This window comes from Caulobacter sp. 10L414, assembly GCF_056395525.1.
In genome coordinates, this window is the sequence record NZ_JBFTJR010000008.1 from 74,514 (window position 1) to 97,884 (window position 23,371).

General features: G+C 69.6%; 14 protein-coding genes and 1 pseudogene. 8 read left to right on the top strand and 7 right to left on the bottom strand.

Features of this window, described 5'->3' with window-relative positions; genetic code table 11:
• The first annotated feature begins 37 nt into the window (after positions 1-37).
• Both AC1DCG_RS04720 and AC1DCG_RS04725 read left to right on the top strand, forming a co-directional pair.
• Positions 38-3,274 (top strand): outer membrane beta-barrel protein, encoded by a 3,237-nt coding sequence (locus AC1DCG_RS04720; RefSeq protein WP_477027876.1) that lies wholly within the window; start codon positions 38-40, stop codon positions 3,272-3,274.
• Positions 3,275-3,372: 98 nt separating this feature from the next.
• Positions 3,373-5,001: an alkaline phosphatase D family protein gene (locus tag AC1DCG_RS04725; RefSeq protein ID WP_477041395.1), complete on the top strand. Its 1,629-nt coding sequence runs from the start codon at positions 3,373-3,375 to the stop codon at positions 4,999-5,001.
• Positions 5,002-5,161: 160 nt separating this feature from the next.
• Here AC1DCG_RS04725 and AC1DCG_RS04730 read toward each other — a convergent pair whose 3' ends face one another.
• From AC1DCG_RS04730 to AC1DCG_RS04740, 3 genes and pseudogenes are all read right to left on the bottom strand, one after another.
• Positions 5,162-6,814 carry an ATP-binding protein gene (locus tag AC1DCG_RS04730; protein ID WP_477041398.1) on the bottom strand — a complete coding sequence of 551 codons (1,653 nt, stop codon included), beginning with the start codon at positions 6,812-6,814 and terminating at the stop codon, positions 5,162-5,164.
• A pseudogene (locus AC1DCG_RS04735) lies at positions 6,788-7,642 on the bottom strand (GAF domain-containing protein); the annotation flags it as partial. The gene AC1DCG_RS04730 and the pseudogene AC1DCG_RS04735, both read right to left, overlap by 27 nt.
• A gap of 115 nt (positions 7,643-7,757) precedes the next feature.
• The gene (locus tag AC1DCG_RS04740) at positions 7,758-9,359 is read right to left on the bottom strand and encodes an EAL domain-containing protein (protein ID WP_477027878.1); all 1,602 of its coding nucleotides are present in this window, start codon (positions 9,357-9,359) and stop codon (positions 7,758-7,760) included.
• Between the two features lie 236 nt (positions 9,360-9,595).
• Here AC1DCG_RS04740 and recA point away from each other — a divergent pair, with 236 nt between their 5' ends.
• Positions 9,596-10,666, top strand: coding sequence for a recombinase RecA (gene recA / locus AC1DCG_RS04745; RefSeq protein WP_477037226.1), 1,071 nt, complete (start codon positions 9,596-9,598; stop codon positions 10,664-10,666).
• A gap of 389 nt (positions 10,667-11,055) precedes the next feature.
• Here the strand turns inward: recA and AC1DCG_RS04750 are convergent, their stop codons facing one another.
• Entirely contained in the window at positions 11,056-11,556 is a 501-nt protein-coding gene (locus tag AC1DCG_RS04750) for a hypothetical protein (RefSeq protein ID WP_477027880.1), read from the bottom strand.
• A gap of 259 nt (positions 11,557-11,815) precedes the next feature.
• Here AC1DCG_RS04750 and alaS point away from each other — a divergent pair, with 259 nt between their 5' ends.
• Positions 11,816-14,461 carry an alanine--tRNA ligase gene (alaS, locus tag AC1DCG_RS04755; RefSeq protein ID WP_477027881.1) on the top strand — a complete coding sequence of 882 codons (2,646 nt, stop codon included), beginning with the start codon at positions 11,816-11,818 and terminating at the stop codon, positions 14,459-14,461.
• 402 nt (positions 14,462-14,863) lie between these two features.
• Here the strand turns inward: alaS and AC1DCG_RS04760 are convergent, their stop codons facing one another.
• Positions 14,864-16,075: a serine hydrolase domain-containing protein gene (locus AC1DCG_RS04760; RefSeq protein WP_477027882.1), complete on the bottom strand. Its 1,212-nt coding sequence runs from the start codon at positions 16,073-16,075 to the stop codon at positions 14,864-14,866.
• A 230-nt stretch (positions 16,076-16,305) separates the two neighbouring features.
• A complete protein-coding gene (locus AC1DCG_RS04765; RefSeq protein ID WP_477027883.1) occupies positions 16,306-17,190 on the bottom strand; it encodes an AraC family transcriptional regulator in 885 nt (294 codons plus the stop codon).
• A gap of 186 nt (positions 17,191-17,376) precedes the next feature.
• Here AC1DCG_RS04765 and AC1DCG_RS04770 point away from each other — a divergent pair, with 186 nt between their 5' ends.
• From AC1DCG_RS04770 to AC1DCG_RS04785, 4 genes are all read left to right on the top strand, one after another.
• On the top strand, positions 17,377-17,598 hold the full coding sequence (locus AC1DCG_RS04770; protein ID WP_477041396.1) for a hypothetical protein: 222 nt from the start codon (positions 17,377-17,379) through the stop codon (positions 17,596-17,598).
• Entirely contained in the window at positions 17,595-19,217 is a 1,623-nt protein-coding gene (locus AC1DCG_RS04775) for a PepSY-associated TM helix domain-containing protein (protein ID WP_477027885.1), read from the top strand. The genes AC1DCG_RS04770 and AC1DCG_RS04775 overlap by 4 nt, the downstream gene beginning before the upstream one ends.
• Positions 19,214-19,489 (top strand): DUF3325 domain-containing protein, encoded by a 276-nt coding sequence (locus AC1DCG_RS04780; protein ID WP_477027886.1) that lies wholly within the window; start codon positions 19,214-19,216, stop codon positions 19,487-19,489. The genes AC1DCG_RS04775 and AC1DCG_RS04780 overlap by 4 nt, the downstream gene beginning before the upstream one ends.
• A 66-nt stretch (positions 19,490-19,555) precedes the next feature.
• Positions 19,556-21,772: a TonB-dependent siderophore receptor gene (locus AC1DCG_RS04785; protein ID WP_477027887.1), complete on the top strand. Its 2,217-nt coding sequence runs from the start codon at positions 19,556-19,558 to the stop codon at positions 21,770-21,772.
• 40 nt (positions 21,773-21,812) lie between these two features.
• Here AC1DCG_RS04785 and AC1DCG_RS04790 read toward each other — a convergent pair whose 3' ends face one another.
• Positions 21,813-23,324 carry a ComEC/Rec2 family competence protein gene (locus AC1DCG_RS04790; RefSeq protein ID WP_477027888.1) on the bottom strand — a complete coding sequence of 504 codons (1,512 nt, stop codon included), beginning with the start codon at positions 23,322-23,324 and terminating at the stop codon, positions 21,813-21,815.
• Positions 23,325-23,371: the final 47 nt, after the last annotated feature.

The window sequence follows — 23,371 nt, forward strand, 5'->3', positions numbered from 1 at the left end:
CGTCGCGATCTGGGCGACGATTGGGGGCTACCTGCCGATGACTTCCCGTTACTCCATCCTCGCCTGCGGCGTCGCCGCCGTGGCGCTCGCCGTCGCCTCGCAAGCCCAGGCGCAGGACCGCGACTTCGACATTCCGGCCCAGCCGGCCGTGCGCGCCATTCCCGAGCTGGCCCGCCAGGGCCAGGTGCAGATCGTGGCTCCGGCCCGCCTGCTGGACGGCGTGCGCACCCCGGCCGTGAAGGGCCGCATGGACGTGCGCACCGCCCTGTCGCGCCTGATCGCCGGCACCTCGCTGCGCATCGACAGCGACGACGGCCAGGTGATCACCCTGAAGTCGGCCGGTCCGGCCGGGACGCGCCCGTCGGCGGCCGTCGGCTCGGGCGTGGTGCGCGGMAAGGTGCTCAACACCGCCACCGGCCAGTACGTGCGCAACGCCGAGATCCGCGTCGAGGGCACGACCATCGTGGCCTTCTCGGAAGACGGCGGCGACTTTCGCCTGACCGGCGTGCCGGCCGGCGAGGTGGCGGTGGTGGCCAAGTACGCGGGCCTGGAGACGGCCCGCACCGTCGTCACCGTCGAGCCTGGCCAGACCGCGGCGGTGACCTTCGACCTGACGGCCTACGCCGCGGCCGGCGGCGACGCGGTCGAGGCGGTGACGATCACGGCCGCCCGCGACGGCCAGGCCGCCGCCATCATGGAGCGTCGCGCCTCGACCAACGCCAAGAACGTGGTGGCCGCCGACAACTTCGGCGCCCTGACCATGGGCGACGTCGGCGAGTTCATGAAGAACATGCCCGGCGTGTCGCTGGACTACACCGAGGTCGACGCCACGGCCGTGCGCATCGGGGGCCTTGATCCCAAGTACTCGACCTTCACCACCGACGGCGCACGCATGGCCACGGCCACCTCGAACAACAATTCGGGCCGCCAGAACTCGTTCGAGCAGATGTCGATCACCGGCATCGACTCCATCGAGCTGAACAATACGCTGCAGGCCAGCATGGACGCCGACAGCCCCGGCGGCTCGATCAACCTGCGCAGCAAGTACGCCTTCCAGCGCAAGAGCCGCCTGCTGCGCTTCCAGATCGGCGGCGTGGGCACCTCGGACTCCACCCTGTCGCGGCAGTACCTGCCTGACGACAAGAAGCACATGACGATCTATCCGTCGGCGCAGATCGGCTATGGCGACGTGTTCCTGGACGGCCGCCTGGGCGTGGCGTTCAACGCCAGCTACAACGCCAACTTCGTCCAGCAGGACCGGGTGCAAACCGACTGGTCCTACCTCGCCGACGGCCGGGTCATGCCCTACCAGGTGATGTGGCGCCCGGGTCCGAAGCTGACCAGCCGCAAGGCCGCCAACCTCAGCGTCGACTACAAGATCACCGACAAGCTGGCGCTGTCCCTGCGCAGCACCTACTCGTTCTACGACGTCGAGTACTTCAACCAGTACACCTACCTGATCTTCGGCACGACGACGGTGTCGCGGGCGACGGCCGACTCCACGCCGACCCACATCGTCGTGAACCCGAGCACGACCAACACCCGCCTGCACACCCAGTACTCGCACCGCTACGCCGGCACGCCGGCCTGGGTGTTCGCGCCGAAGCTGGAATATCGCGGCGACACCTTCGAGGCCCTGCTGCGCGCCAACTATTCCAGTTCGCAGTTCAATTTCGAGGACAACGACCAGGGCTTCTTCGTCCGCACCGACAGCTACCTGACGCGCATCGGCTTCACGCTGGACCGCGCCTCGGAGGACTCGAACGCCTGGACCATCAAGCAGACGGCCGGCCGGTCGTGGAGCGACCCGGCCAACTTCAACCGCGACGACGACATCGGCAACAACATCCGCACCTCGCAGTCGAACGCCAACAACCAGATGTACGGCGCCAACCTGGACCTGAAGAAGCTGCTGGTGGTCGGCGACGTGCAACTCAAACTGCTGGGCGGGGCGGCCTTCCGCACCAACATGTGGAAGACCAACGAAGGCTCGTACAAGCAATTCCAGTATGTGGGTTCCACCGGCGACCTGACCCAGAAGGCCCCCGAGGCCGTCATCCCGTGGACCCAGAACTACCAGTTCAAGATCCACGGCTTCGACGCCGGCAACATGAACGAGCAGGGCTGGCGCGCCGACAACAACTACGCCGTCTACGACATCTACCAGGCCCATCCCGAGTACTTCGTGCCCGACACCGTGGGCAACCTGAAGCGCCAGCTGGATAACAACAAGAAGATCGGCGAGGAGGTCAGCGCCGCCTACGTCGAGGCCCAGCCGCGCCTGGGCAAGGCCCAGTTCGATCTTGGCCTGCGCTACGAGAAGACCAAGACCCAGGCGCGCGTCGCCGACATCCGCTCGGCCAAGGAAGTGACCGCCGCGGGCCTGTCGACCAGCACCGTCGAGGGCCTGATGTACCAGTACCGCAACGGGACCTACACGACCCGCGAGGGCGAGTACGACGACTGGTTCCTAAGCGGCGGGGTGAAGTACGACTTCAACAAGCGCCTGGTGGGCCAGCTGGCCTTCAGCCAGTCGATCCTGCGGCCCGACTACGGCAACCTGGGCGGCGTGGTGGCCGTCGACGACAACAACCTGATCGTCACGGTGCCCAACCCGCTGCTCAAGCCCGAGCACTCGACCAAGTACTACGCCAGCCTGCTGTACTATCTGGAGCCGTCGGGCGTGGTGGGCATCTCGGCCTACCAGCTGGACGTCAAGGACATGCAGGTCACCGGCATCACGGTCGATCCCGAGGACGTCGGCTACAATCCGGGCGACTACGCCGGCTACACCTTCCGCAGCGCCCAGAACCTGCCGGGCACCAGCACCAACAAGGGGATCACGCTGGAGTACGACCAGCAGCTGGTCTTCCTGCCGGGCGCCCTGCGCGGTCTTGGCCTGCGGGCCTCGGTCACCAAGATCGATCCCGACGGCGAGCGCGTGAACCTGCCCAAGACCTCGGCCAACTGGGGCCTGCGCTACAGCTACGGCAAGCTGGACCTGCAGCTGACCGGCAACTGGCAGGATTCCTACCGGACCAGCGCGCTCAGCAACACGCCGACCACGGCCAACAACGGCATCCTCTACCGGGCCGAACGCCAGCTGTGGAACGTCAGCGCCAGCTACAAGATCAACAAGCGCTTCGAGGTGATGCTGGCCGGCCGCAACATCTTCAACGAGCCGGACATCGTCTACTCGAACGTCCGCAGCCGGGTGCAGCAGTACAGCATCTACGGCTCGATGTGGAACGTGGGCCTGAAGGGCGTCTTCTAGGACGCCTTGGGCTCCCTGGCGGTCGCGCTCCCATCCCCTCGGCGCGGCCGCCCTCCTTCTTCTCGTCATTCCATCGTTCAGATCGAAGAGGTCGCTTCGTGGTTCTGCACATCGATCGCCGCAGCCTGGTGCTCGGCGGCCTGGGCCTGGGGGCCCTGTCCCTGCCGGCCGGCCGGGCCGCCGCCCAGCAGATGCTGGGCGCCAGCGGCTTCACCCACAACGTGGCCAGCGGCGAGCCGGGGCCGGATTCCATGCTGCTGTGGACGCGCTACGTCCCGGCCGGCGACGGCGGCGTGACCACGCTGCAGGCCGAGGTGGCGCTGGACCAGGCCTTCGCCAAGGTGGTGGCCGGCGGCGTCGTGCGCACCGGCGCCTATCGCGACTGGACGGCCAAGATCACGGTCGACGGCCTGAGGCCCGGCACGGTCTACTGGTACCGCTTCGTGGCGCCGGACGGTTCGAAGTCGCCGGTCGGCCGCACCAAGACCCTGCCGGTTGGCCCGGTGTCGCGCTTCGGCCTGGCGGTGTTCTCGTGCTCGAACCTGCCCAACGGATACTTCAACGCCTATGGCCACGCCGCCGCGCGCCAGGACCTGGACCTGTGGCTGCACACCGGCGACTACATCTACGAATACGGCGTGGGCTCGACCCGCGAGGGCGATTGGGCGCAGGGCCGCAAGGAGCAGCTGCTGCCGGCCACCGAGATCCTGGCGCTCGCCGACTACCGCCTGCGCTACGCCAGCTATCGCGCCGATCCCGACCTGCAGCGCCTGCACCAGATGGCCCCCATGGTGGCGCTGTGGGACGACCATGAGTCGGCCAACGACAGCTGGGAGGGCGGGGCCCAGAACCACCAGCCCGACAAGGAGGGCGACTGGAACGTCCGCCGCGCGGCGGCCATGCAGGTCTATCGCGAGTGGATGCCGGTGTCGGACGAGCCTTGGAAGGCCTATCCGATCGGCGCCCTGGCCACGCTGTACCGCACCGAGTCGCGCCTGCTGGGCCGCACCAAGCCCGCCGACCTGGGCGCGGCGTTCAAGGCGGCCGATCCGGACGCCGCGCTGAAGGCGTTCCGCGACGGGGCCTGGCGCGATCCGTCGGCGACCATGCTGGGCTCGACCCAGGAAAGCTGGCTGGCTCACGAGTTCAAGGCGTCGTCAAAGGCCTGGCAGCTGGTCGGCATGGGCACGATCCTTGGCCGCACCGTGATGCCCAGGGACGCCGTCGACTGGCTGCGCCCCGAGGTCGCCGACAAGAAGGTCGCCGGCTATCGCAACAACATCCGAGCCGCCCAGCAKGGCGTGCCGATGTGGATGGACCGCTGGGACGGCTATCCGGCCGCGCGCTCGCGCCTGCTGAAGGCGGCCCAGGCCGCCGACGCGGACCTCGTCATGCTGTCGGGCGACAGCCACAACGCCTGGGCCTATGGCCTCATGGAGGACGGCCGTCCGGCCGGGGTCGAGTTCGCCGGCCAGGCGGTGACGTCCAACGGCATGGAAGGCGACATGGGCGCCGACCCCAAGGTCGTGGCCCAGGGCTTCATGGCCGCCAATCCCGAACTGAAGTGGGCCGACACCAGCCGCCGCGGCTACATGATGATCGAGGTGACGCCGAAAAGCGTGACCGGCGAATGGCTGTTCCTGCAGACGATCAAGGCCCGCTCGACGGCGCTGGCCGGCAGCCACCGGATGCGGGTCGATCGCGGCCGGCGGGCGTTTGCGGCTTAGAGCGGATCCATCTTCCACCGAGGTTCCCCGCGAAGGCGGGGATCCAAACTGCCTTTCAGGAGAAGGCGTGGCCTTGGGCGGTCCGCCGGCTCGGCTTGGGTCCCCGCCTTCGCGGGGAAGGACGGATCAAGGGCGGCCGTCGGGTGAATGTCGGCCTGCCCTAAAGCGGCGTGCGGATCATCCGGTCGACCCGGGCGGCCAGGTCCGACACGGCGAAGGGCTTGGTCAGCACCTCCATGCCCGGCTGGATGTGGCCGTGATTGAGGGCGGCGTTCTCGGCGTAGCCGGTGATGAACATCACCTTCAGCTCGGGCCGCAGGGCCCGGGCGGCGTCGGCGACCTGGCGGCCGTTGAGGCCGCCGGGCAAACCAACGTCGGTGATCAGGAGGTCGAAGCGGGCGTTGGACTGCAGCAGGCGCAGGCCGGCCGGGCCGTCGGCGGCCTCAGCGCAGGCGTAGCCCAGCTCCTGCAGCGCATCGACGATCAGCATGCGGACGGTCGGCTCGTCGTCGACCACCAGCACCGTCTCGCCGGCCGCCGCGGGGGCGGGCAGGACAGCGTGGACGTCGGTCTCGGGCGCGGCCTCCTCGCCGAAGTGGCGCGGCAGGTAGATGCAGACCATCGTGCCCTGACCGACCTCGGAATAGATCCGCACGTGGCCGTGCGACTGGCGGGCGAAGCCGTAGACCATCGACAGGCCAAGGCCCGTGCCTTCCCCCATCGGCTTGGTGGTGAAGAACGGATCGAAGACGCGCTCCTGGATCGCCTTGTCCATGCCCACGCCGGTGTCGCTGACGCAGACGCAGACATACTGGCCCGGCTCCATGCCGCGCTCGTCGGCGGCGCGGCGGTCGAGCCACTTGTTGCCGGTCTCGATGGTGATCCGGCCGCCGTCGGGCATGGCGTCGCGGGCGTTGATGCAGAGGTTGAGGAGAGCGTTCTCCAGCTGGTTGTCGTCGACCAGTGTGGCCCACAGGCCCCCGGCGGCGACCGTCTCGACCTTGATCGACGGCCCGACGGTGCGGCGCACCAGCTCGACGAAGTCGGCCATCAGCCGGTTGATGACGATAGGGCGGGGCGACAGGGTCTGGCGGCGCGAGAAGGCCAGCAGGCGGTGGGTGAGGGCGGCCGCGCGACGGGCCGCGCCCTGGCCGGCCGCCAGGTACTTCTCGACGTCGCGCGAGCGTCCCTGCGACAGCCGCGTGCCGATCATCTCGAACGAGCCGGAAATGCCCGAAAGCAGATTGTTGAAGTCGTGGGCCAGGCCCCCGGTCAGCTGGCCGACGGCCTCCATCTTCTGGGCCTGGMGCAGGGCCTCCTCGGCCTCGCGCAGGCGATCCTGCTCCTCCAGCCGCTCGGTGACGTCGTAGACGAACTGATAGGCGCCGGCCTGCAGGCCCATGTCGTCGCGCAGCACGCCGAAGCGCATCTCGTAGAAGCGGCGATAGCCGTTCGGATCGCCGAAGGCCTCGACCTCGACGAACTCCTCGCCGGCCAGGGCCCGCGACCATACCGACCGCACCTGGGCCTGGTTTTCCGGCTGGTCGGACAGCAGGTCGAGCATGCGCTCGCCGACGCGGGGGGTGACGCCGAACACCTGCTCGAACTCGCGCACCGCCGCGCCATTGACCGCCAGCCAGCGGAAGTCGTTGTCGACGACCTGCACGAGCGCGGCCGTCCCCTCGACGATGTCGGCCAGCACCCGGCGCTCGGCCAGGGCCGAGGCGACGCGCTGCTCCAGGGTCTGGTTCAGCTGGCGCAGGGCCAGTTCGGCGCGGCGACGCTCGGTGACGTCCTGGAACAGCACCGCCACCTGCTTGCGCTCGGGCGGCTCGATGCGGAACGACGACAGCGAAAGATAGCGGCCGGTGGCCACCAGCTCCTGCTCGAAGCGGATCGGCTCGCCGGTGCGCAGCACGTGGCCGTAGCGCGCCACCCAGGCGTCGGCCTCGCCCGGCACCATCTCGCGCAGCTTCTGGCCGACGACGTTGGGAATGCCGGCGTGGCGGGCGTAGGCGGCGTTGGCGTCGATGTGGATGTAGTCGCTGTCGGGGCCGTGCGGGCCGTCGAGGAACTCGATGATGCAGAACCCCTCGTCCATCGAGTCGAACAGGGTGCGGTACTTGCGCTCGCTGTCGGCGCTGGCCTGCAGCGACAGGCGAAGCTCCAGCTGGCTCATCACCTGGCGGGCCAGCACCTGCAGGGTGCGCTGCTGCAGGGGCGACAGCGCCTTGGGCGCGGTGTCGAGCACGCACAAGGTCCCGATCGGCAGGCCCTCGGCCGTCTTCAGCAGGGCGCCGGCGTAGAACCGCAGGTGCGGGGCCCCGGTGACCAGCGGATTGCAGTCGAAGCGGTGATCCCGGGTGGCGTCGGGCACCAGCAGGAAATCGTCTTCGAGGATCGCCTTGGCACAGAACGAGCTTTCCAGCGGCGTCTCGCGGACGCCCAGCCCGACCTCGGCCTTGAAGAACTGCCGCTCGCCGTCGATCAAATTGACCACGGCGATGGGCGTTTCGCAGATCTCCGCGGCCAGGGCGGCGATTTCGTCGAACGCGGCTTCGCGCGGCGTGTCGAGAATGTCGTAACGGCGGAGCGCCGCGAGGCGGCGGGCCTCGCGTTCCGACGTGTCGGCGGCGTTCATGCTGGTTGCGGCCCCCCGATCCCCGCAGCATCGTTTCGCCGGGCAATGAAAACCGGCGCGGTCCCTTAGACGCTTGGCGCGTCCAAGGGTTCCACGCAAGTACGGTGAAGCTGATTCAGCCCCAGCCTTCCGACACGCCGGCGCGGCGGGCCATGGGGGTGACGGCGGTCGGCTTCTGCGAAGGCTGCGGCTGGTCGGCCGGCTTGCCGTAGAGCCAGCCCTGGGCGAAATCGACGCCGGCCTTGCGGACCACGTCCTCGACCTCGGCGGTCTCGACCATCTCGGCGACGGTGCGGACATTGAGGTCGCGGCACAGCTCGACCAGGCGGCGGACCATGGCTCCGTCGCGGCTGTTGCCGGCCAGTTCGCGCACGTAGCGGCCGTCGATCTTGACGATGTCCAGCGTCAGTTCCTGCAGGTAGGCGAACGAGGCCGCGCCCGCGCCGAAATCGTCCAGGCAGACCAGCGAGCCCAGGCCGCGCAGGGCCTGGATGTGGCGGTTGGCGCGAGGCAGGTCGTCGATGGCGCTGGTCTCGGTGACCTCGAAGATCAGCTTGCCCTTGGCGGCCGGGGTCTGGGCCAGCAGGCGGCCGATGTGGTCGACGAAGGTCTCGCTGACGATGGTGCGGCCCGAGACGTTGACGGCCAGGCGGACGTTGCCGGCGCGGTCCGAGGCGATCCGGCGCACCGCCTGCTCGGCGATGGCGTGGTCCAGCTCCTCGATGATGTCGAACTCCTCGGCCATGCGGATCAGGGCGAAGGGGCTGGCGCCGTCCTCGAAGCGCACCAGCGCCTCGTGGTGATGGGCCTGGCCGGTCGAGAGGTCGACCACGGGCTGGTAGGCCAGGGTGAAGCGGCGCTGGCTGACGGCCGCGCCCAGGGCGCCGGCGCGGGCCAGGGTGCGCTTTACGGATCGGTTCATCGCCTCCGACAGGGTCATCGGCGGGGTGTCCTTGAGGCCTTCGCGCAGGAAGTCGTCGAGGGCGTAGCGCAGGGCCCGCAGGCCGCGCGAGGAGGCCCCGCCGTCCAGCGGCACCACGTGGGCGCTGGCGTCGAGCGTGGCGATCTTGGTCAGGCGGGCGGCCAGGGCCTCGGGCCGGTCGTCCTTGGCCCGCAGCAGGGCGAAGCGCTCGGGCGAGACCTGGGTGGCCATGGCGCCGGCGTGGGATTCGGCGCGGACGGCGCCGGCGATCTTCATGTCCAGCGCGTGGGCCTCGGTCGGGGCCAGGCCGTCGCGCAGGGCGGCCAGGCCGGCGAACTCGACCATGGCCAGTTCGAGCTCCAGGCCGGTGACCCGCGCGGCCTCGAACAGGCCCTTGGCGATCTCCTCGAAATTCTCGCGCGGACGCAGGCCCGTAGCGTCCAGGCCGCCGGCGGGCGGACGGGCCGCGGTGATCGCGATCGAGGTACGTCCGAAATTGTCGGGCAGGGCGCGCAGAGTGACTCCGACGAAGCGTTCCGGCTCACCGGCGACGCGGACGGTGACCGGTCCCCGGCGCTGGCCTTCGTCGAGAGCGTAGAGCGCCGCGTCCATCAACGGACGGTCGGCGGGGGTGAACAGGTCGCGCCAGACGCGGCCCATCAGGGAGGTTTCGGTCTTGCCCATGATCTTCTGCGCCGCGCCCAGGGCGAGGCTGACGCGATCCCCCTCGAGTTCGAGCAGGAGATCGGCGCTGGCGAAGGCCAGGCCCAGCAGGCGGCGTGGATCGATCGACAAAGGACAGAGCTCCCCAGAGGGGGCCATCCTGGCCCGCCTTAGCTTAAGGAGCCGTGCATGGGGCGCGGCGAGCGGGGTGCGACGGCTCGCCACAGCGGCGGTCGGACGGGCTGAAAAGAACATCTTGCGAACATAGAACAAAATGTGTACGCATTAATCATTCCACAGGCGGTGGGCGTAGCGGCGCCCGAACTTCCGGCCCGGCGGCCGGAATCATGGAATAAGGCGATCAACCAATGACCAGTCAGGCGGCTTTGAAACTCGTGGGCAAGGAAGAAGGCGACAAGGCGCGGGCGCTAGAAGCGGCTCTGGCGCAGATCGATCGGGCCTTCGGCAAGGGCTCGGTGATGAAGCTCGGCGAAAAGGGCAAGGTCGAGATCGAAGCGGTCTCCACCGGCTCGCTGGGCCTCGATATCGCGCTCGGCATCGGCGGCCTGCCCAAGGGCCGGGTGATCGAGGTCTACGGGCCGGAAAGCTCGGGCAAGACGACCCTGGCCCTGCACGCGGTGGCCGAGGTTCAGAAGGCCGGCGGCACCGCCGCCTTCGTCGACGCCGAGCACGCGCTGGATCCGTCCTACGCCCACAAGCTGGGCGTCAATCTCGACAGCCTGCTGGTGGCCCAGCCCGACAACGGCGAACAGGCGCTGGAGATCACCGACACCCTGGTGCGCTCGGGCGCGGTCGACATCGTCATCGTCGACTCGGTGGCCGCCCTGACCCCGAAGGCCGAAATCGAAGGCGAGATGGGCGACAGCCTGCCTGGCCTCCAGGCCCGCCTGATGAGCCAGGCGCTGCGCAAGCTGACCGGCTCGATCAACAAGGCCAACACCATCGTCCTGTTCATCAACCAGATCCGTCACAAGATCGGCGTGATGTACGGCAGCCCGGAAACCACCACGGGTGGCAACGCCCTGAAGTTCTACGCCTCGGTGCGCCTGGACATCCGCCGCACCGGCTCGGTCAAGAACCGTGACGAGATCATCGGCAACAACGTCCGCGTCAAGGTGGTCAAGAACAAGGTGGCCCCGCCGTTCCGCGAGGTCGAGTTCGACATCATGTACGGCGAGGGCATCTCCAAGCTGGGCGAGATCATCGACCTGGGCGTCAAGGCTGGGATCATCGACAAGGCCGGCTCCTGGTTCTCCTACAACAGCCAGCGCATCGGTCAGGGCCGCGACAACGTCCGCGAGTTCCTCAAGAACAACAAGGACCTGGCCAACGAGATCGAAACCGCGGTGCGTCGCGCCTCGCAGAAGATCGAGGAAGAGCTGCTGGTCGGCGGTCCTGAAGAGGGCGAGGAAGACTAAGCCATTCGGCGCGCGCCTGCGCCGAACTTCGCGGCCGCCGCCCCGCCGAGGGCGACCCCGCCTTATTGCCCACGGCGGAACGACACCGCCGTCGACGGCCGCGAGCCCCGGACGCCTGGACCCCATGCCAGGCGTCCGATTTCGTTTGTCCTCTCCCGTGTAACGGGGGAGGTGGCGCGGCGCGAAGCGCCGTGACGGAGGGGGCGGACGACAGGCGCCGCTCCAAGATCCTCCCCCTTTGGGGGAGGTGGCCCGAAGGGCCGGAGGGGGGCCGTTTTCAGCTTCCGAGGCGCTGGAAGGCTGATCAGCGGCCAGGCCGCCATCGCACCGCGCCCCCAGAACTGCCGCCGCTTACCGCAGAGGCTCCTGCCTGCCAGGGCCCGTCGCCCTCAGCCGCCGATGTCGGTCCACGGCCGCTGCACGCAGACCGGCTTGCCGTCGATCACCGCCACCCGAGCCGAGCCGGGCGGGGCATAGAAGGCCTGCGTTCCGCCGACGGCGACGGCCAGGGCGATCGGGCCGCTGAAGTCGCAGACCGGGGCCTCGCGGCGTCCGGCCGCCTGGGCGTAGACGCGGTGGGTGCATTCCATGTGCCCGGCGCGCCGCTGGATGACGGCCTCGTCGAAGGCGAAGGTCATCGGCTTGCGCGACCCGACCGCAAAGGCCGCCGGGGCGAGGGTCGGGCAGGGCGTTCCCGCCAGGCTCCAATAGGCTTCGGCGACGGCGGCGGCCTGGCGCTGCTTGACCAGGGTGAAACCGGTCAGGGGCGCGATGACGATCAGGGCCACGACCGCGAACAGGATCCATATGGTGCGCCGCGCGCGGCCCTCGGTCAGCAAGGGCGTGCTGACGGGGCGGCCCTGCGCCGTGGTGTCGGTGGTGGTGTTCATGGCGTCCCTCTCGGCCGAAGGTTAGCCGTCGTCCTTCCAGACGGGCAAGGCGGCGACGGGGGCGTTCCGTTCCCCAGATCGCGACGTGGCCGTCCGCTCGCCCGTCACTGCCGGACCAGCGGCCGGGGCGAGCGGCCAGGCGTCACGAGCGCCGCGCCAGCCGGCCATTCCGAGGTTGGATTTCCACAAAGCTTGAAACCGCGCTATGCAGCGCCGACTTCCGGTGTCCGCCGGACCTTTCGAGATTCCCGAGACGACGATGCCTAGCCTCAACGAGATCCGCAGCACCTTCCTCGACTACTTCGGCAAGGCCGACCACGCCGTCACGCCGTCGGCGCCGCTGGTGCCGCAGAACGATCCGACCCTGCTGTTCGTCAACGCGGGCATGGTGCCGTTCAAGAACGTCTTCACCGGCGCCGAGACGCCCGCGCACCCGCGCGCGGCCAGCTCGCAGAAGTGCGTCCGCGCCGGCGGCAAGCACAACGACCTGGACAACGTCGGCTACACCGCCCGCCACCACACCTTCTTCGAGATGCTCGGCAACTTCTCGTTCGGCGACTACTTCAAGGAACAGGCGATCCACCACGCCTGGACCCTGCTGACCGGCGAGTTCAAGCTGCCCAAGGAAAAGCTGCTGGTCACGGTGTACCACACCGACGACGAGGCGGCCGATCTCTGGAAGAAGATCGCCGGCCTGTCCGACGACAAGATCATCCGCATCCCCACCAGCGACAACTTCTGGTCCATGGGCGACACCGGCCCCTGCGGCCCGTGCTCGGAAATCTTCTACGACCACGGCGAAGGCATCTTCGGCGGCCCTCCGGGCAGCCCCGATGAGGACGGCGACCGTTTCATCGAGATCTGGAACCTGGTGTTCATGCAGTTCGAGCAGATCGCCGGCGGCGAGCGCCTGGCGCTGCCCAAGCCCTCGATCGACACGGGCATGGGCCTGGAGCGCATCGCCGCCGTCCTGCAGGGCGTGCACGACAACTACGACATCGACCTGTTCAAGGCGCTGATCGCCGCCTCGGTCGAGCTGACCGGCGTCAAGGCCGAAGGCGCCCAGGCGCCCTCGCACCGCGTGATCGCCGACCACCTGCGTTCGTCGTCGTTCCTGCTGGCCGACGGCGTCACCCCGTCGAACGAAGGCCGCGGCTACGTGCTGCGCCGGATCATGCGCCGGGCCATGCGCCACGCCTACCTGCTGGGCGCGAGCGAGCCCCTGATGCACCGCCTGGCCCCGACCCTGGTGGCCGAGATGGGCCAGGCCTATCCGGAGCTGCGCCGCGCCGAAGCCTCGATCGTCGAGACCCTGCGCCAGGAAGAAGAGCGCTTCCGCACCACGCTGGGCCGCGGCATGGGCCTGCTCGACGAAGCCACCGCCAATCTGTCGACCGGCGACGTGCTGGACGGCGAGACCGCCTTCAAGCTGTACGACACCTACGGCTTCCCGCTCGACCTGACCCAGGACGCCGTGCGCGCCAAGGGCCTGACCGTCGACACCGACGGCTTCGACGCGGCCATGCAGAAGCAGCGCGAGATGGCGCGCGCCAACTGGGCCGGTTCGGGCCAGCAGGGCGCGGCGGCCGCCTGGTTCTCGATCAAGGAAAAGGCCGGCGCCACCGACTTCGTCGGCTATGAGGCCACCGAGACCACGGGCGTCGTGAAGGCCATCGTCGCCGATGGCGCCGAGGTCGAGGCCGCTTCGGCCGGCCAGACCGTCGACGTGCTGCTCGACCGCACCAGCTTCTACGCCGAAAGCGGCGGCCAGGCCGGCGACACCGGCGTGATCGAGGCCAATGGCGCCGAGAGCCGCGTGCTCGACACCCAGAAGCAGGCCGGCGAACTGCACGTGCACCGCGTCGAGCTGGCCGGTCCGCTGAAGGTCGGCGACCAGGTCGTGGCCTCGGTCGACGCCGAGCGCCGCCACACCACCCGCTCCAACCACTCGGCCGCGCACCTGGTGCACGCCGCCCTGCACCATGTGCTGGGCCCGCACGTCGCCCAGAAGGGCCAGATGGTCGACGGCGAGCGCATGCGCTTCGACTTCAGCCACGGCGGTCCGCTGAGCGCCGACGAGATCGAGCGCATCGAGGCCGAAGTGAACGCGGTCATCCGCCAGAACGTGGCGGCCCGCACCGAGGAAATGGCTCCTGAAGCCGCCATCGAGGCCGGCGCCGTGGCGCTGTTCGGCGAGAAGTACGGCGACAGCGTGCGCGTGCTTACCCTGGGCGACAGCCTCACCGACGCGGGCAAGGCCTATTCGGTCGAACTGTGCGGCGGCACCCACGTGGCCCGCACCGGCGACATCGCCCTGTTCAAGATCGTCTCCGAGCAGGGCGTGGCCGCCGGCGTGCGCCGCATCGAGGCCCTGACCGGCGAGGCGGCCCGCCGTTTCCTGCTCGACCAGGCCGGCGTCGCCAAGGCCCTGGCCGACCAGTTCAAGACCCCGGTCGCCGAGGTCCTGTCGCGCGTCGACGCCCTGGTGGCCGAGCGCAAGAAGCTGGAGAAGGAACTGGCCGAGGCCAAGAAGCAGCTGGCCCTGGGTGGCGGCGGCGGCGCGGCCTCCGGTCCGGAAGACGTGAACGGCACCGCCCTGATCGCCCGCGTCCTCGACGGCGTCGGCGGCAAGGAACTGCGCGGCGTCGCCGAGGAGTTCAAGAAGCAGCTGACCTCGGGCGTCGTGGCCCTGGTCGGCACGACCGACGGCAAGGCCGCCGTCACCGTGGCCGTGACCGCTGATCTCGTCGGCAAGTTCAGCGCCGCGGACCTGGCCAAGGCCGCCGTGATCGCCATGGGCGGCCAGGGCGCGGGCGGCAAGCCCGACTTCGCCCAGGGCGGCGCTCCCGACGCCACCAAGGCCGACGACGGCCTGGCGGCGATCAAGGCCGTTCTGGCCGGCTGATACGGATGATGGGCGATCTTCCCTCTCTCTTGGAGAGAGGGAGGGGCCCGCCGCCGCAGGTGGCGGGAGGGGGAGAGGTTACAGCCAGGGCTGGAAGGCCCTCGGTCTTCTTGGCGCGCGCCGCCTTCGCCGGATCGACAGCCAATCTACGGCCGTCCCCCAGATCCGTCCTTCCCCGCGAAGGCGGGGACCCAGGCGGAGCCTGCAGGTCACTCGTTGCCGCGCCTCCTCCTGAAACGCAGCTTGGATCCCCGCCTTCGCGGGGACGCTCGGAGAAAAGCGGCCGGCGCCACGGAATGTCGATCCGGCCGGGGGCCTCGCCTAGTTCGGAAAGGGTGAAACCTCTCACCCTCCCGACGATTTGCGGCGGGCCCCTCCCTCTCTCAAAGAGAGAGGGATTTGTTAGGGATCCAGCTGAACCTGCCCCTCGCCCAACTGCAGCCAGTCGGTGAAGGGCCGGTGGTAATAGAGGTCGAAGACCTCGGCCTGCAGCTTGAAGGGCAGGCTGCTTTCGCTGTTCCACAGCATCACGACGCCGGTCTTTTTGGCCGGATCGAACATCATGGTGGCGCGATAGCCGTCGACGGCGCCGCTGTGGCCGGCCAGGCGGTGGCCCTGGTAGCCGAAGCTGCGCATGGCCAGGCCGTAGCCCGGCTTTTCCAGCGTGCGGCCCAGCGGCGAGTTGCCGTAGGGGCGGCCGGTGTTGACGCGCGGTCGCTGGATCTCCTCCAGGACGCCCTCGGGCAGCACGGCGGGGGCCAGGCCCATCTGGGCCTGCATCCAGCGCGCCAGGTCGACGATGTTGGAGTTCACGCCGGCGGCGGCGGGGGTCAGGTAGTAGGCCTCGGCCAGGGTCAGGCGACGGCCGTAGCGGGTGGGGCGGGCCCAGTGCCGGGCGTCGCTCAGCTCGCTCATGCCGATGGTGGCGCTGGTCATGCCCAGCGGCACGAACAGGCGCTGGCGAGCCTCTTCGGCATAGGGGCGATGGGTGGTGGTCTCGACCACCTCGCGGATCGTGTCGAAGGCGACGTTCTGGTAGGTGTGGCAGGTGGCCGGAGGGCACTGGGGCGGCACCTCGCCCAGGGCCTGGCGGATCATCTTGGGCGAGCGGCCGCCCTCCAGCCAGCCGTCATAGGCGTTGCGCGGCAGGCCCGTGCGCTGCGAGAGCAACTGCTCGATGGTCAGGGTGCGTTGCGCGTCGGCCGGCAGGCGCAGGCTGGTGTCGAAGCGCCCCAGCGGGTCGGACAGCGAGAAGACCCCGTCCTGGGCCAGACGCGCGCTGAGCGAACCAGCCACGGTCTTGGACAGCGAGGCCCAGCGGAACACGGTGTCGGCGCCGACCGTCTCGCCGTCGTCCGGCGCGGTGCGGCCATAGCCTTTCACGAACGACAGCCGGCCGTCCTCGACCACGGCGATCGCCAGCCCGGTCATCGAGCGGTCGCGCATCATCGCCCCGATGCGTGCGTCGAGAGCGCGATAGTCGATCTCGCCGCGCCAGTCCTGGGGCTTGAGCGGAAGCGCCACCGGCGTGGCGGCCGCGGCGATGGTCTGCTCGGTCTTGGAGACGCGTGCGCAGCGCGAGAGGGTGAGGGCGGCGGCGCCCAGGGCCGCCACGGCGGCTGCGGCCGCGGCGATCTTCCAGCCGCGGCCCCGGCCGCGCCGGAAGGTGAACCGCGAGGTCTTGATGAACTTGGTCAGGCGTCTTTACCGGTCGAAGCGGCGACACGGGCCGCCGTCGGGGGTCGCGTCGCATGATTACTGAGGGGCTGTCCTACGCGTTTGGCGCGGCGTGACAAACCCCTTAGGCCGCCAACCGGGGCGATTCCGAGGCCCTGGCCGAAGAGTCAGCGGCCATGCCCCCGGACCTGCGCGGTCGCCGCCGCGTAACGGCCGGGCGAGACGCCGAACGAGCGCTGGAACAGCGTGACGAAGCTGCTGGCCGAGGTGAAGCCCAGGTCCTGGGCGGCCTGCTTGACCGACTGGCCGGCCTCGAGGCGCGCGGCCGCCTCGGTCATCCGCAGTTGCTGGCGCCAGGTGGTGAAGCCCATGCCCGTCTCGGCCCTGAAGGTGCGGGTGAAGGTGCGCCGGCTCATGCCCGCCACCTGGGCCCAGGCGTCGATGTCGCGGTCGTCGGCGGGGGCGATCCGCAGGGCGTCGCAGATCCGGCGCACGCGCGGATCGCGGGGCAGGCGCGGACCGGCATAGGCCGAGGCCGGAGCGCGGTCGATCTCGCCCAGCATCAGGCGGACGATCTGGCCCTCGCGCCCGGCTTGGTCATAGGCCGGGTCGAAGGTCAGGAACTCCTCGACCAGGGCGTGGAGGAAGGGCGTCACGTCGATGACCTTCAGGTCGCGCGGCTGGGGATCGGCCTTGGGCGTGACATAGAGGGCGTTGTAGGCGGCGGGGCCGCGGCAGCTGACCTCATGGGTCAGGCCCGGGGGGATCCACACCCCGCGCCCCGGCGGCAGCAGGATGGCCGAACCGCCGGCCCGCACGGCGGCCACGCCTTCCAGCCGATAGGAGAACTGGGCGCGGTCGTGCACGTGCGGCGGATCGTAATAGCCCTTGGCCTGGCGGCCGTGCAGCCCGACCACGGGCCGGATCGGCGGATGGTCGGCGCTGCTCTTGTCGAAAGGCGGTTCGGGGGTTTCGGTGGGCAAGGGGCTCCGGTCCCAGGTGTTCCAGATCGTCTGGTTGAGCCACAACCGCAGCGGTTCGTCAGTTCGCATACGGGCCGTTTTGTTTTCGGATCGGGCCAACCGTCGCCCGCTTCGTTGCGACTAACTCTCAATAACGCTACTCGCACCGCCACGTAAACAGTCGGGCTGGACGAAGGAGCGGGCGTGAGGGCGGCGCAGGGCAGGTGGACAGGCTTGGGGCGGACGGCGGACGTCCTCGCCCGGATCGCGATCGCCATGTTCGGCGGCTACGCGGCGATGGCCGCCTGCACCATGCTGCTGGCCCGCGTGCTGCCGGGAGAGGCGCTGGACCGCACCCTGTGGTCGACCATCCTGTCGTTCGGGATCTATGCGGCCCTGGTGGTCTGGACCTTCGCGGCCCGCAGCGCCCTGCACGCGGGCCTGGTGACGCTGGCCGTCGGCGTCGTCGCCGGCCTGGGCGCGGCGTGGGCGGCATGAAGGGCGCCGGACCCAAGCCCCAGGGCTTCCGCCAGTCGCAGGCCGGGCTGCACACCTGGACCGGGCTGCTGGTCGGCTGGATCCTTTATCTGATCTTCCTCAACGGCGCGGTCAGCTATTGGCGCGAGGAGATCACCCGCTGGTCGCGGCCCGAGATCGGGGCCGCGCGCGACGTCGAGACGGTCGCGCGCGGCGCGGTCGCCCACCTGCAGGCCACCGCCCCAAAGGCGGCGAGCTGGTCGATCAGCCTGCCCGAGGAGCGCGCCAGCGGCGCGATGGCCACCTTCCGCGAGAAGGGCCGGCCGGCCCCGCGGCGAGGCGTGGATCCCAACGCCGTGACCATCGGCCCTGACGGCCAGGTCGCCCAGCCGCGCGACACCGAAGGCGGCGACGTCTTCCACCGGCTGCACTTCGACCTGCGCTATGTGCCGGTGATCTGGGGACGTTGGGTGGCGGGATTCTGCGCCATGTTCATGCTGGTGGCGATCGTCAGCGGCGTGATCACCCACAAGAAGATCTTCGCCGACTTCTTCACCTTCCGTCCGGGCAAGGGCCAGCGCAGCTGGCTGGACGGCCACAACGCCCTGGCGGTGCTGGCCCTGCCGTTCCACGCCATGATCACCTACACCGGGCTGGTCACCCTGATGGTGCTGTACGTGCCCTGGGGCGTGGCGGCCAACTATCCCAGCAAGACGGCGTACTACGCCCAGAGCATCACCCGCGCCAAGCCGGTGAAGCCCTCGGGCGAGGCCGCGCCCCTGGTCGATATCGGCGCCGTGCTGGCGTCCGCCGAACGGGCCTGGGACGGCGGTCATGCGGGCCTGATCCGCATCGACGCCCCCAACGACGCGGCCGCGAGGATCACGCTCACCCGCCGGGCCAGCGACACCCTGGTCGACGGCCGCTGGGAGATCGTCTTCGACGGCGTGACCGGCAAGATCCGCTCGCAGGTCGAGCCGACGTCGAGGGGGATGATCGCCAGGGGCGGCATGATCGGCCTGCACGCCGGACGCTTCGCGCCGATGACCCTGCGCTGGCTGTTCTTCCTGTCGGGCCTGGCCGGCACGGCGATGGTGGCCACGGGCCTGGTCCTGTGGATCGCCAAGCGTCGCCAGAAGCTGGCCGATCCGGACCGCCCGCACTTCGGCTTCCGCCTGGTCGAACGCCTGAACGTCGGCACGATCGCCGGCCTGCCCGCGGCCATGGCCGTCTTCCTGTGGGCCAACCGCCTGCTGCCGACGACCCTGGCCGGGCGCGCCGACTGGGAAGTGCATGCGATGTTCATCGCCTGGGGCGGACTGCTGCTGCACGGCTTCGTCCGGCCGCCGCGCCGGGGCTGGATCGAGCAGCTGTCGCTGACCGCGGCGCTGCTGGCGGGGCTGCCGGTGTTCAATCTGGTCGCCACCCAGCGCGGGGTCCTCGCCAGCCTGCAGGCCGGCGACACGGCCATGGCGGTCATGGACCTGACCCTGCTGGCCCTGGGCGCGGCCTTCGCGGCGATGGCGCTGGGCGTCGTCCGCCACAAGCCGGGCGCCCCCAAGGCGAGGAAGGCGAAGGCCGTCGCGCCGCCGCCGGTCCAGCCCGTCGTCGTCCGCGAGCCGGCAGAGGCCGAGGCGTGACCCTGCTGGCCTTCCTGCTTTGCCTGGCCGGGTTCCTGGCCCTGTCGCTGGCCATGCCCCGCCATCACGCGGCCCTGGTCGGCGGACCTCTGACCAGGCAACGGCGCCGGGTCCTCGAGATCGCCGGCTGGCTGGGCCTCGCGCTCGGCCTGGCCGCCTCGCTGGTCGCCTGGGGCCTGGCCTGGGGCGCGATCGGCTGGCTGGGCCTGCTGACCGCGGCGGCCGCCCCGGTGCTGCTGGTCCAGACCTGGTGGCCGCGCGCCAAGCCCTGATCCCGCCTTTCCGCCGGCCGTGCGCCGGCGCTCTCCGCATCATCCGAACCCGAAGGAAGACCCGTCTTGTCCGCTATCCACCGTCCCGCCCGCCGCGCAGCCCTGCTGGCCGGCGTCGCCGTCCTTTCGCTGGCCGGCGTCGCCCACGCCGAGGGCCAGGCCGTCCAGGACGAGACCGCCGTCGACGCCGTGCTGGTGACCGGCCGCACCGAGGGTTACCAGGTCAAGGGCACCAACACCGCCACCAAGCTGCCGCTGACCCTGCGCGAGACGCCCCAGTCGCTGACCGTCTTCACCCGCCAGCGGATCGAGGACTTCAACCTGATCACGGTGGCCGAGGTCTTCGCCCAGACCCCGGGCGTCAACGTCCAGCAGTACGATTCCAACCGCGTGCTGTTCAACGCGCGCGGCTTTGCGATTACCAACTTCCAGTTCGACGGCGTGCCCACCCAGTACACCACCGGCGCCGGCGGCAATTCGGTGCTGAGCGACACCTCGATCTACGAGCGCATCGAGGTGGTGCGCGGCGCAACGGGCCTGGTCACCGGCGCGGGCGATCCGTCGGCGACGATCAACATGGTGCGCAAGCGGCCGACCGAGGACTTCCGCGCCAGCACCAGCCTGTCGGCCGGTTCGTGGGACTATCGGCGCGGCGAGCTCGACCTGTCGGGGCCGCTGCTGAAGAGCGGCAAGGTGCGCGGCCGGCTGGTCGGCGCCTATACCGATCGCGAGTCGTACGTGCGGTTCCAGCACGACACCTCGCCCAGCCTGTACGGCGTGGTCGAGGCCGACCTGACCGACAGGACCCGCCTGCGCGTCGGCGCCGACTACCTGCGCACCGACTCCAAGGGCGGGGCCTGGAGCGCCGCGCCGATCTTCTTCCGCGACGGGTCGGTCGCCGAGATGCCGCGCTCCTACAGCGCCGCGGCCAAGTGGAACCGCTGGGAGCGCGACAGCCGCAACCTGTTCGCCGTGCTCGAGCACGAGTTCGGCGCGGGCTGGGTGGGGCGCCTGGCCTACAACAACCGCGCCACCGACACCGAGAGCCTGCTGCTGGCCGGCTCCAATAGCGGCGGCTTCGCCGACAAGACCACGGGCCTTGGCCTGACCATCTCCGACACCTATTCGGTCAGCGAGACACGCGAAGAGTCGGTCGACGCCTACGCCTCGGGCCCGTTCCAGATGTTCGGCCGCCAGCATGAGCTGGTCATGGGCGCCAACTTCTTCGAGCGCGACCTGGCCACCATCAACGCCGGCATCACCAGCCGCCCCTACAGCCTGACGGCCTTCTCAAGCATCTACACCTGGGACGGCGAGATCGGCCGGCCGGTGACCTACAACACCGGCAGGCCGCGCAGCATCGTCTCGACCAGCGAGGCGGGTCTCTACGCCGCCGTTCGCCTGAACCCGACCGACCGCCTGAAAGTGATCGCCGGCGCCCGCGTCAGCGACTGGAGCACCCGCACCGAGAACTACAGCACCACCACCGGCGCCCGCACCACGACGACCGGCCGCTACTCGCAGGACCGCGTCTCGCCCTATGTCGGCGTGCTCTACGACCTGTCGACCAACCTGACGGCCTTCTTCAGCTATGCCGACGTCTTCCAGCCGCAGAACCTGTTCGACGCCGACTTCAAGCAGCTGGATCCCAAGGTCGGCGGCAACTACGAGGCCGGCGTGAAGGCCGAGTTCTTCGACAAGCGGCTCTACGCCTCGGTCAACGGCTTCTACATGCAGCAGGACAACGTCGCCGAGCTGGACCCGACCGTGCCGGCCAACTCGCTGCCCGACGGCTCGTCGGCCTATCGCGCGGTGAAGGGCGTCGAGACCCGCGGCGGCGAGATCGAGGCCTCCGGCTCGATCACCCCGAACTGGAGCGTCACGGGCGGCTATACCTACACCCACAACGAAAACGCGGCGGGCGTGCGGGTCTTCACCGTCAATCCGCTGCACATGGTCAAGCTGAACTCGACCTACAAGCTGGGCAAGTGGACGCTGGGCGGCGGGATCAGCTGGCAGACGCAGGTCTATCAGAACATCAACGCCCCCAGCGGCGCCTTCACCTCGACGGGCGCGCCGGTGCTGGCCTCGCGGCGGGTGAGCCAGGACGGCTATCTCCTGGCCGACGCCCTGGTGCGCTACGCCTTCACGCCCAAGGTCAGCGTCGGCGTCAACGTCACCAACCTGTTCGACGAGAAGTACTATCGCAACGTCGGCTACTTCAACGGCGGCTACTGGGGCGAACCGCGCCGGGTGCTGTTCAACGTCCGCGCCCGGTACTGATCGGGCGTCGGGGTGGCCTGGGGCTGCGTGGGGGCGCGCCTCAGGTCACCAGCACCAGCTCGCCGCCGGGCGTGAAGACGTACTCGTAATAGAACCAAAGGTCGGTGGGGCTGCTCGCCTCGATCTTGAAGGCGGTGATCAGGCGCTGGCCGTCGGTCTTCAGGTAGATGGCCCCGTAGACGTCGACATTGGTCTTCGACAGCTTGGCGAGGTCGGCCTTGATGGTCTCGGCCAGGGCGGGAGAGGGGGCGGCGGCCAACTGGGCGACGGCCTTGCCCACCTTCTCGATCAGCGCCTGGTCGGTCTTCTCGCGGGTGGAGCGCTGCAGCTCGGTCGACAGCAGCACCGGCGAGGCGCCGCGGCCGGCGCGGCCCAGCCGGCCCAGAAGGTCGGGGCGCGGGTGGACGTGGCCCTCCTCGTCGCCGGACGAGATGATGAAGCAGGCCGGGTTGACCGCCTCGAGGAAGGCGTCGGTGACCTTCTCTGAGCCGTGGTGGCAGACCTTCATGATGTCTGAGCGGAAGCGCTGGGCGACCTTGCCGACCATCATCCGGTACTCGGTTCCGCCGGCGGCGGGGAAGGCCGAAAGCCCGGCGTAGCGGGTCAGCAGATAGCGCTCGGCCGGCTCGTTGAGGTCGCCGCCGAAGAACACGCTGAACCGGCCGTAGGTCAGGCGCAGAAGGATCGAGTGGCCGTTCTTGGTTTCGCCGTAGGAACCGCCGATGCGGCGCAGGCGCGCCTTGCCGTCCGTGTCGCGCTCGACCGCCGGGCCCAGCACCTCGATGGCGTAGCCGCGGCCGTCGGAGGGCGCGTAGCCGGGCATGTAGCTGCGGCCGTCCTCGATCTGGCCGTGCTCGGTCGACAGCATGCCGATCTCGCCGACCTTGGGATTGTCCAGCGCGGCCTGCATCACGCCGGGAAAGCCGTACCGGGCGTTGGCCTTGCGGTCGGGCAACTGGGCGCGGACGTCGGCCTCGGTCTGCGCCAGCTCGGTCTGGTAGGTGAGCTTGCTGGCCGGATCCTTCACGAAGGCCCCCAGCTTGGCCCAGGTGCCCGACACCGCCCGCTCGACCAGGCCGTTCTGCCAGATGCGCTTGAAGCCGATCTTGGGGTTGGCGAAGATCGCCCCGAAGCCCAGGTAGTGGTCGCTGTCGGGGTGGGTGATCACCGCGGAGTCGAACGAAAAGCCGCGATAGGCCTTGAAGCGGCCGTTCAGGAACCGCTCCATGTTGTCGCCCTCGCCGGCGTCGACGACGATCACGCCCTCCTTCTCTCCGGTCTCGGGAGTGATCAGCACCGCCCCGTCGCCCTGGCCGACGTCGAGGAACACGATCTCCAGCGGCCGGGTCGGCGTGGTGTCGGCCTTGGGCACGTAGAGGGTCTGGGGATTTGTGTTGGGCGACCACTTGATGCGCAGCCAGCCGTCCGGCTCCTCGCCGTCGAGGCTGAGCCAGTCGCCCCACAACACCTGGCGGACCTTGGTCTTGCGGTCGGCCGCGTAGAGAAAGATCTTCCGCCCGTCGTGGCCGAGCCCGGCATAGACGTGAGCCATGACGCCCTCCCTGGTTTTCAACCCATGGGCGTAGTCTAGCGCGGTTA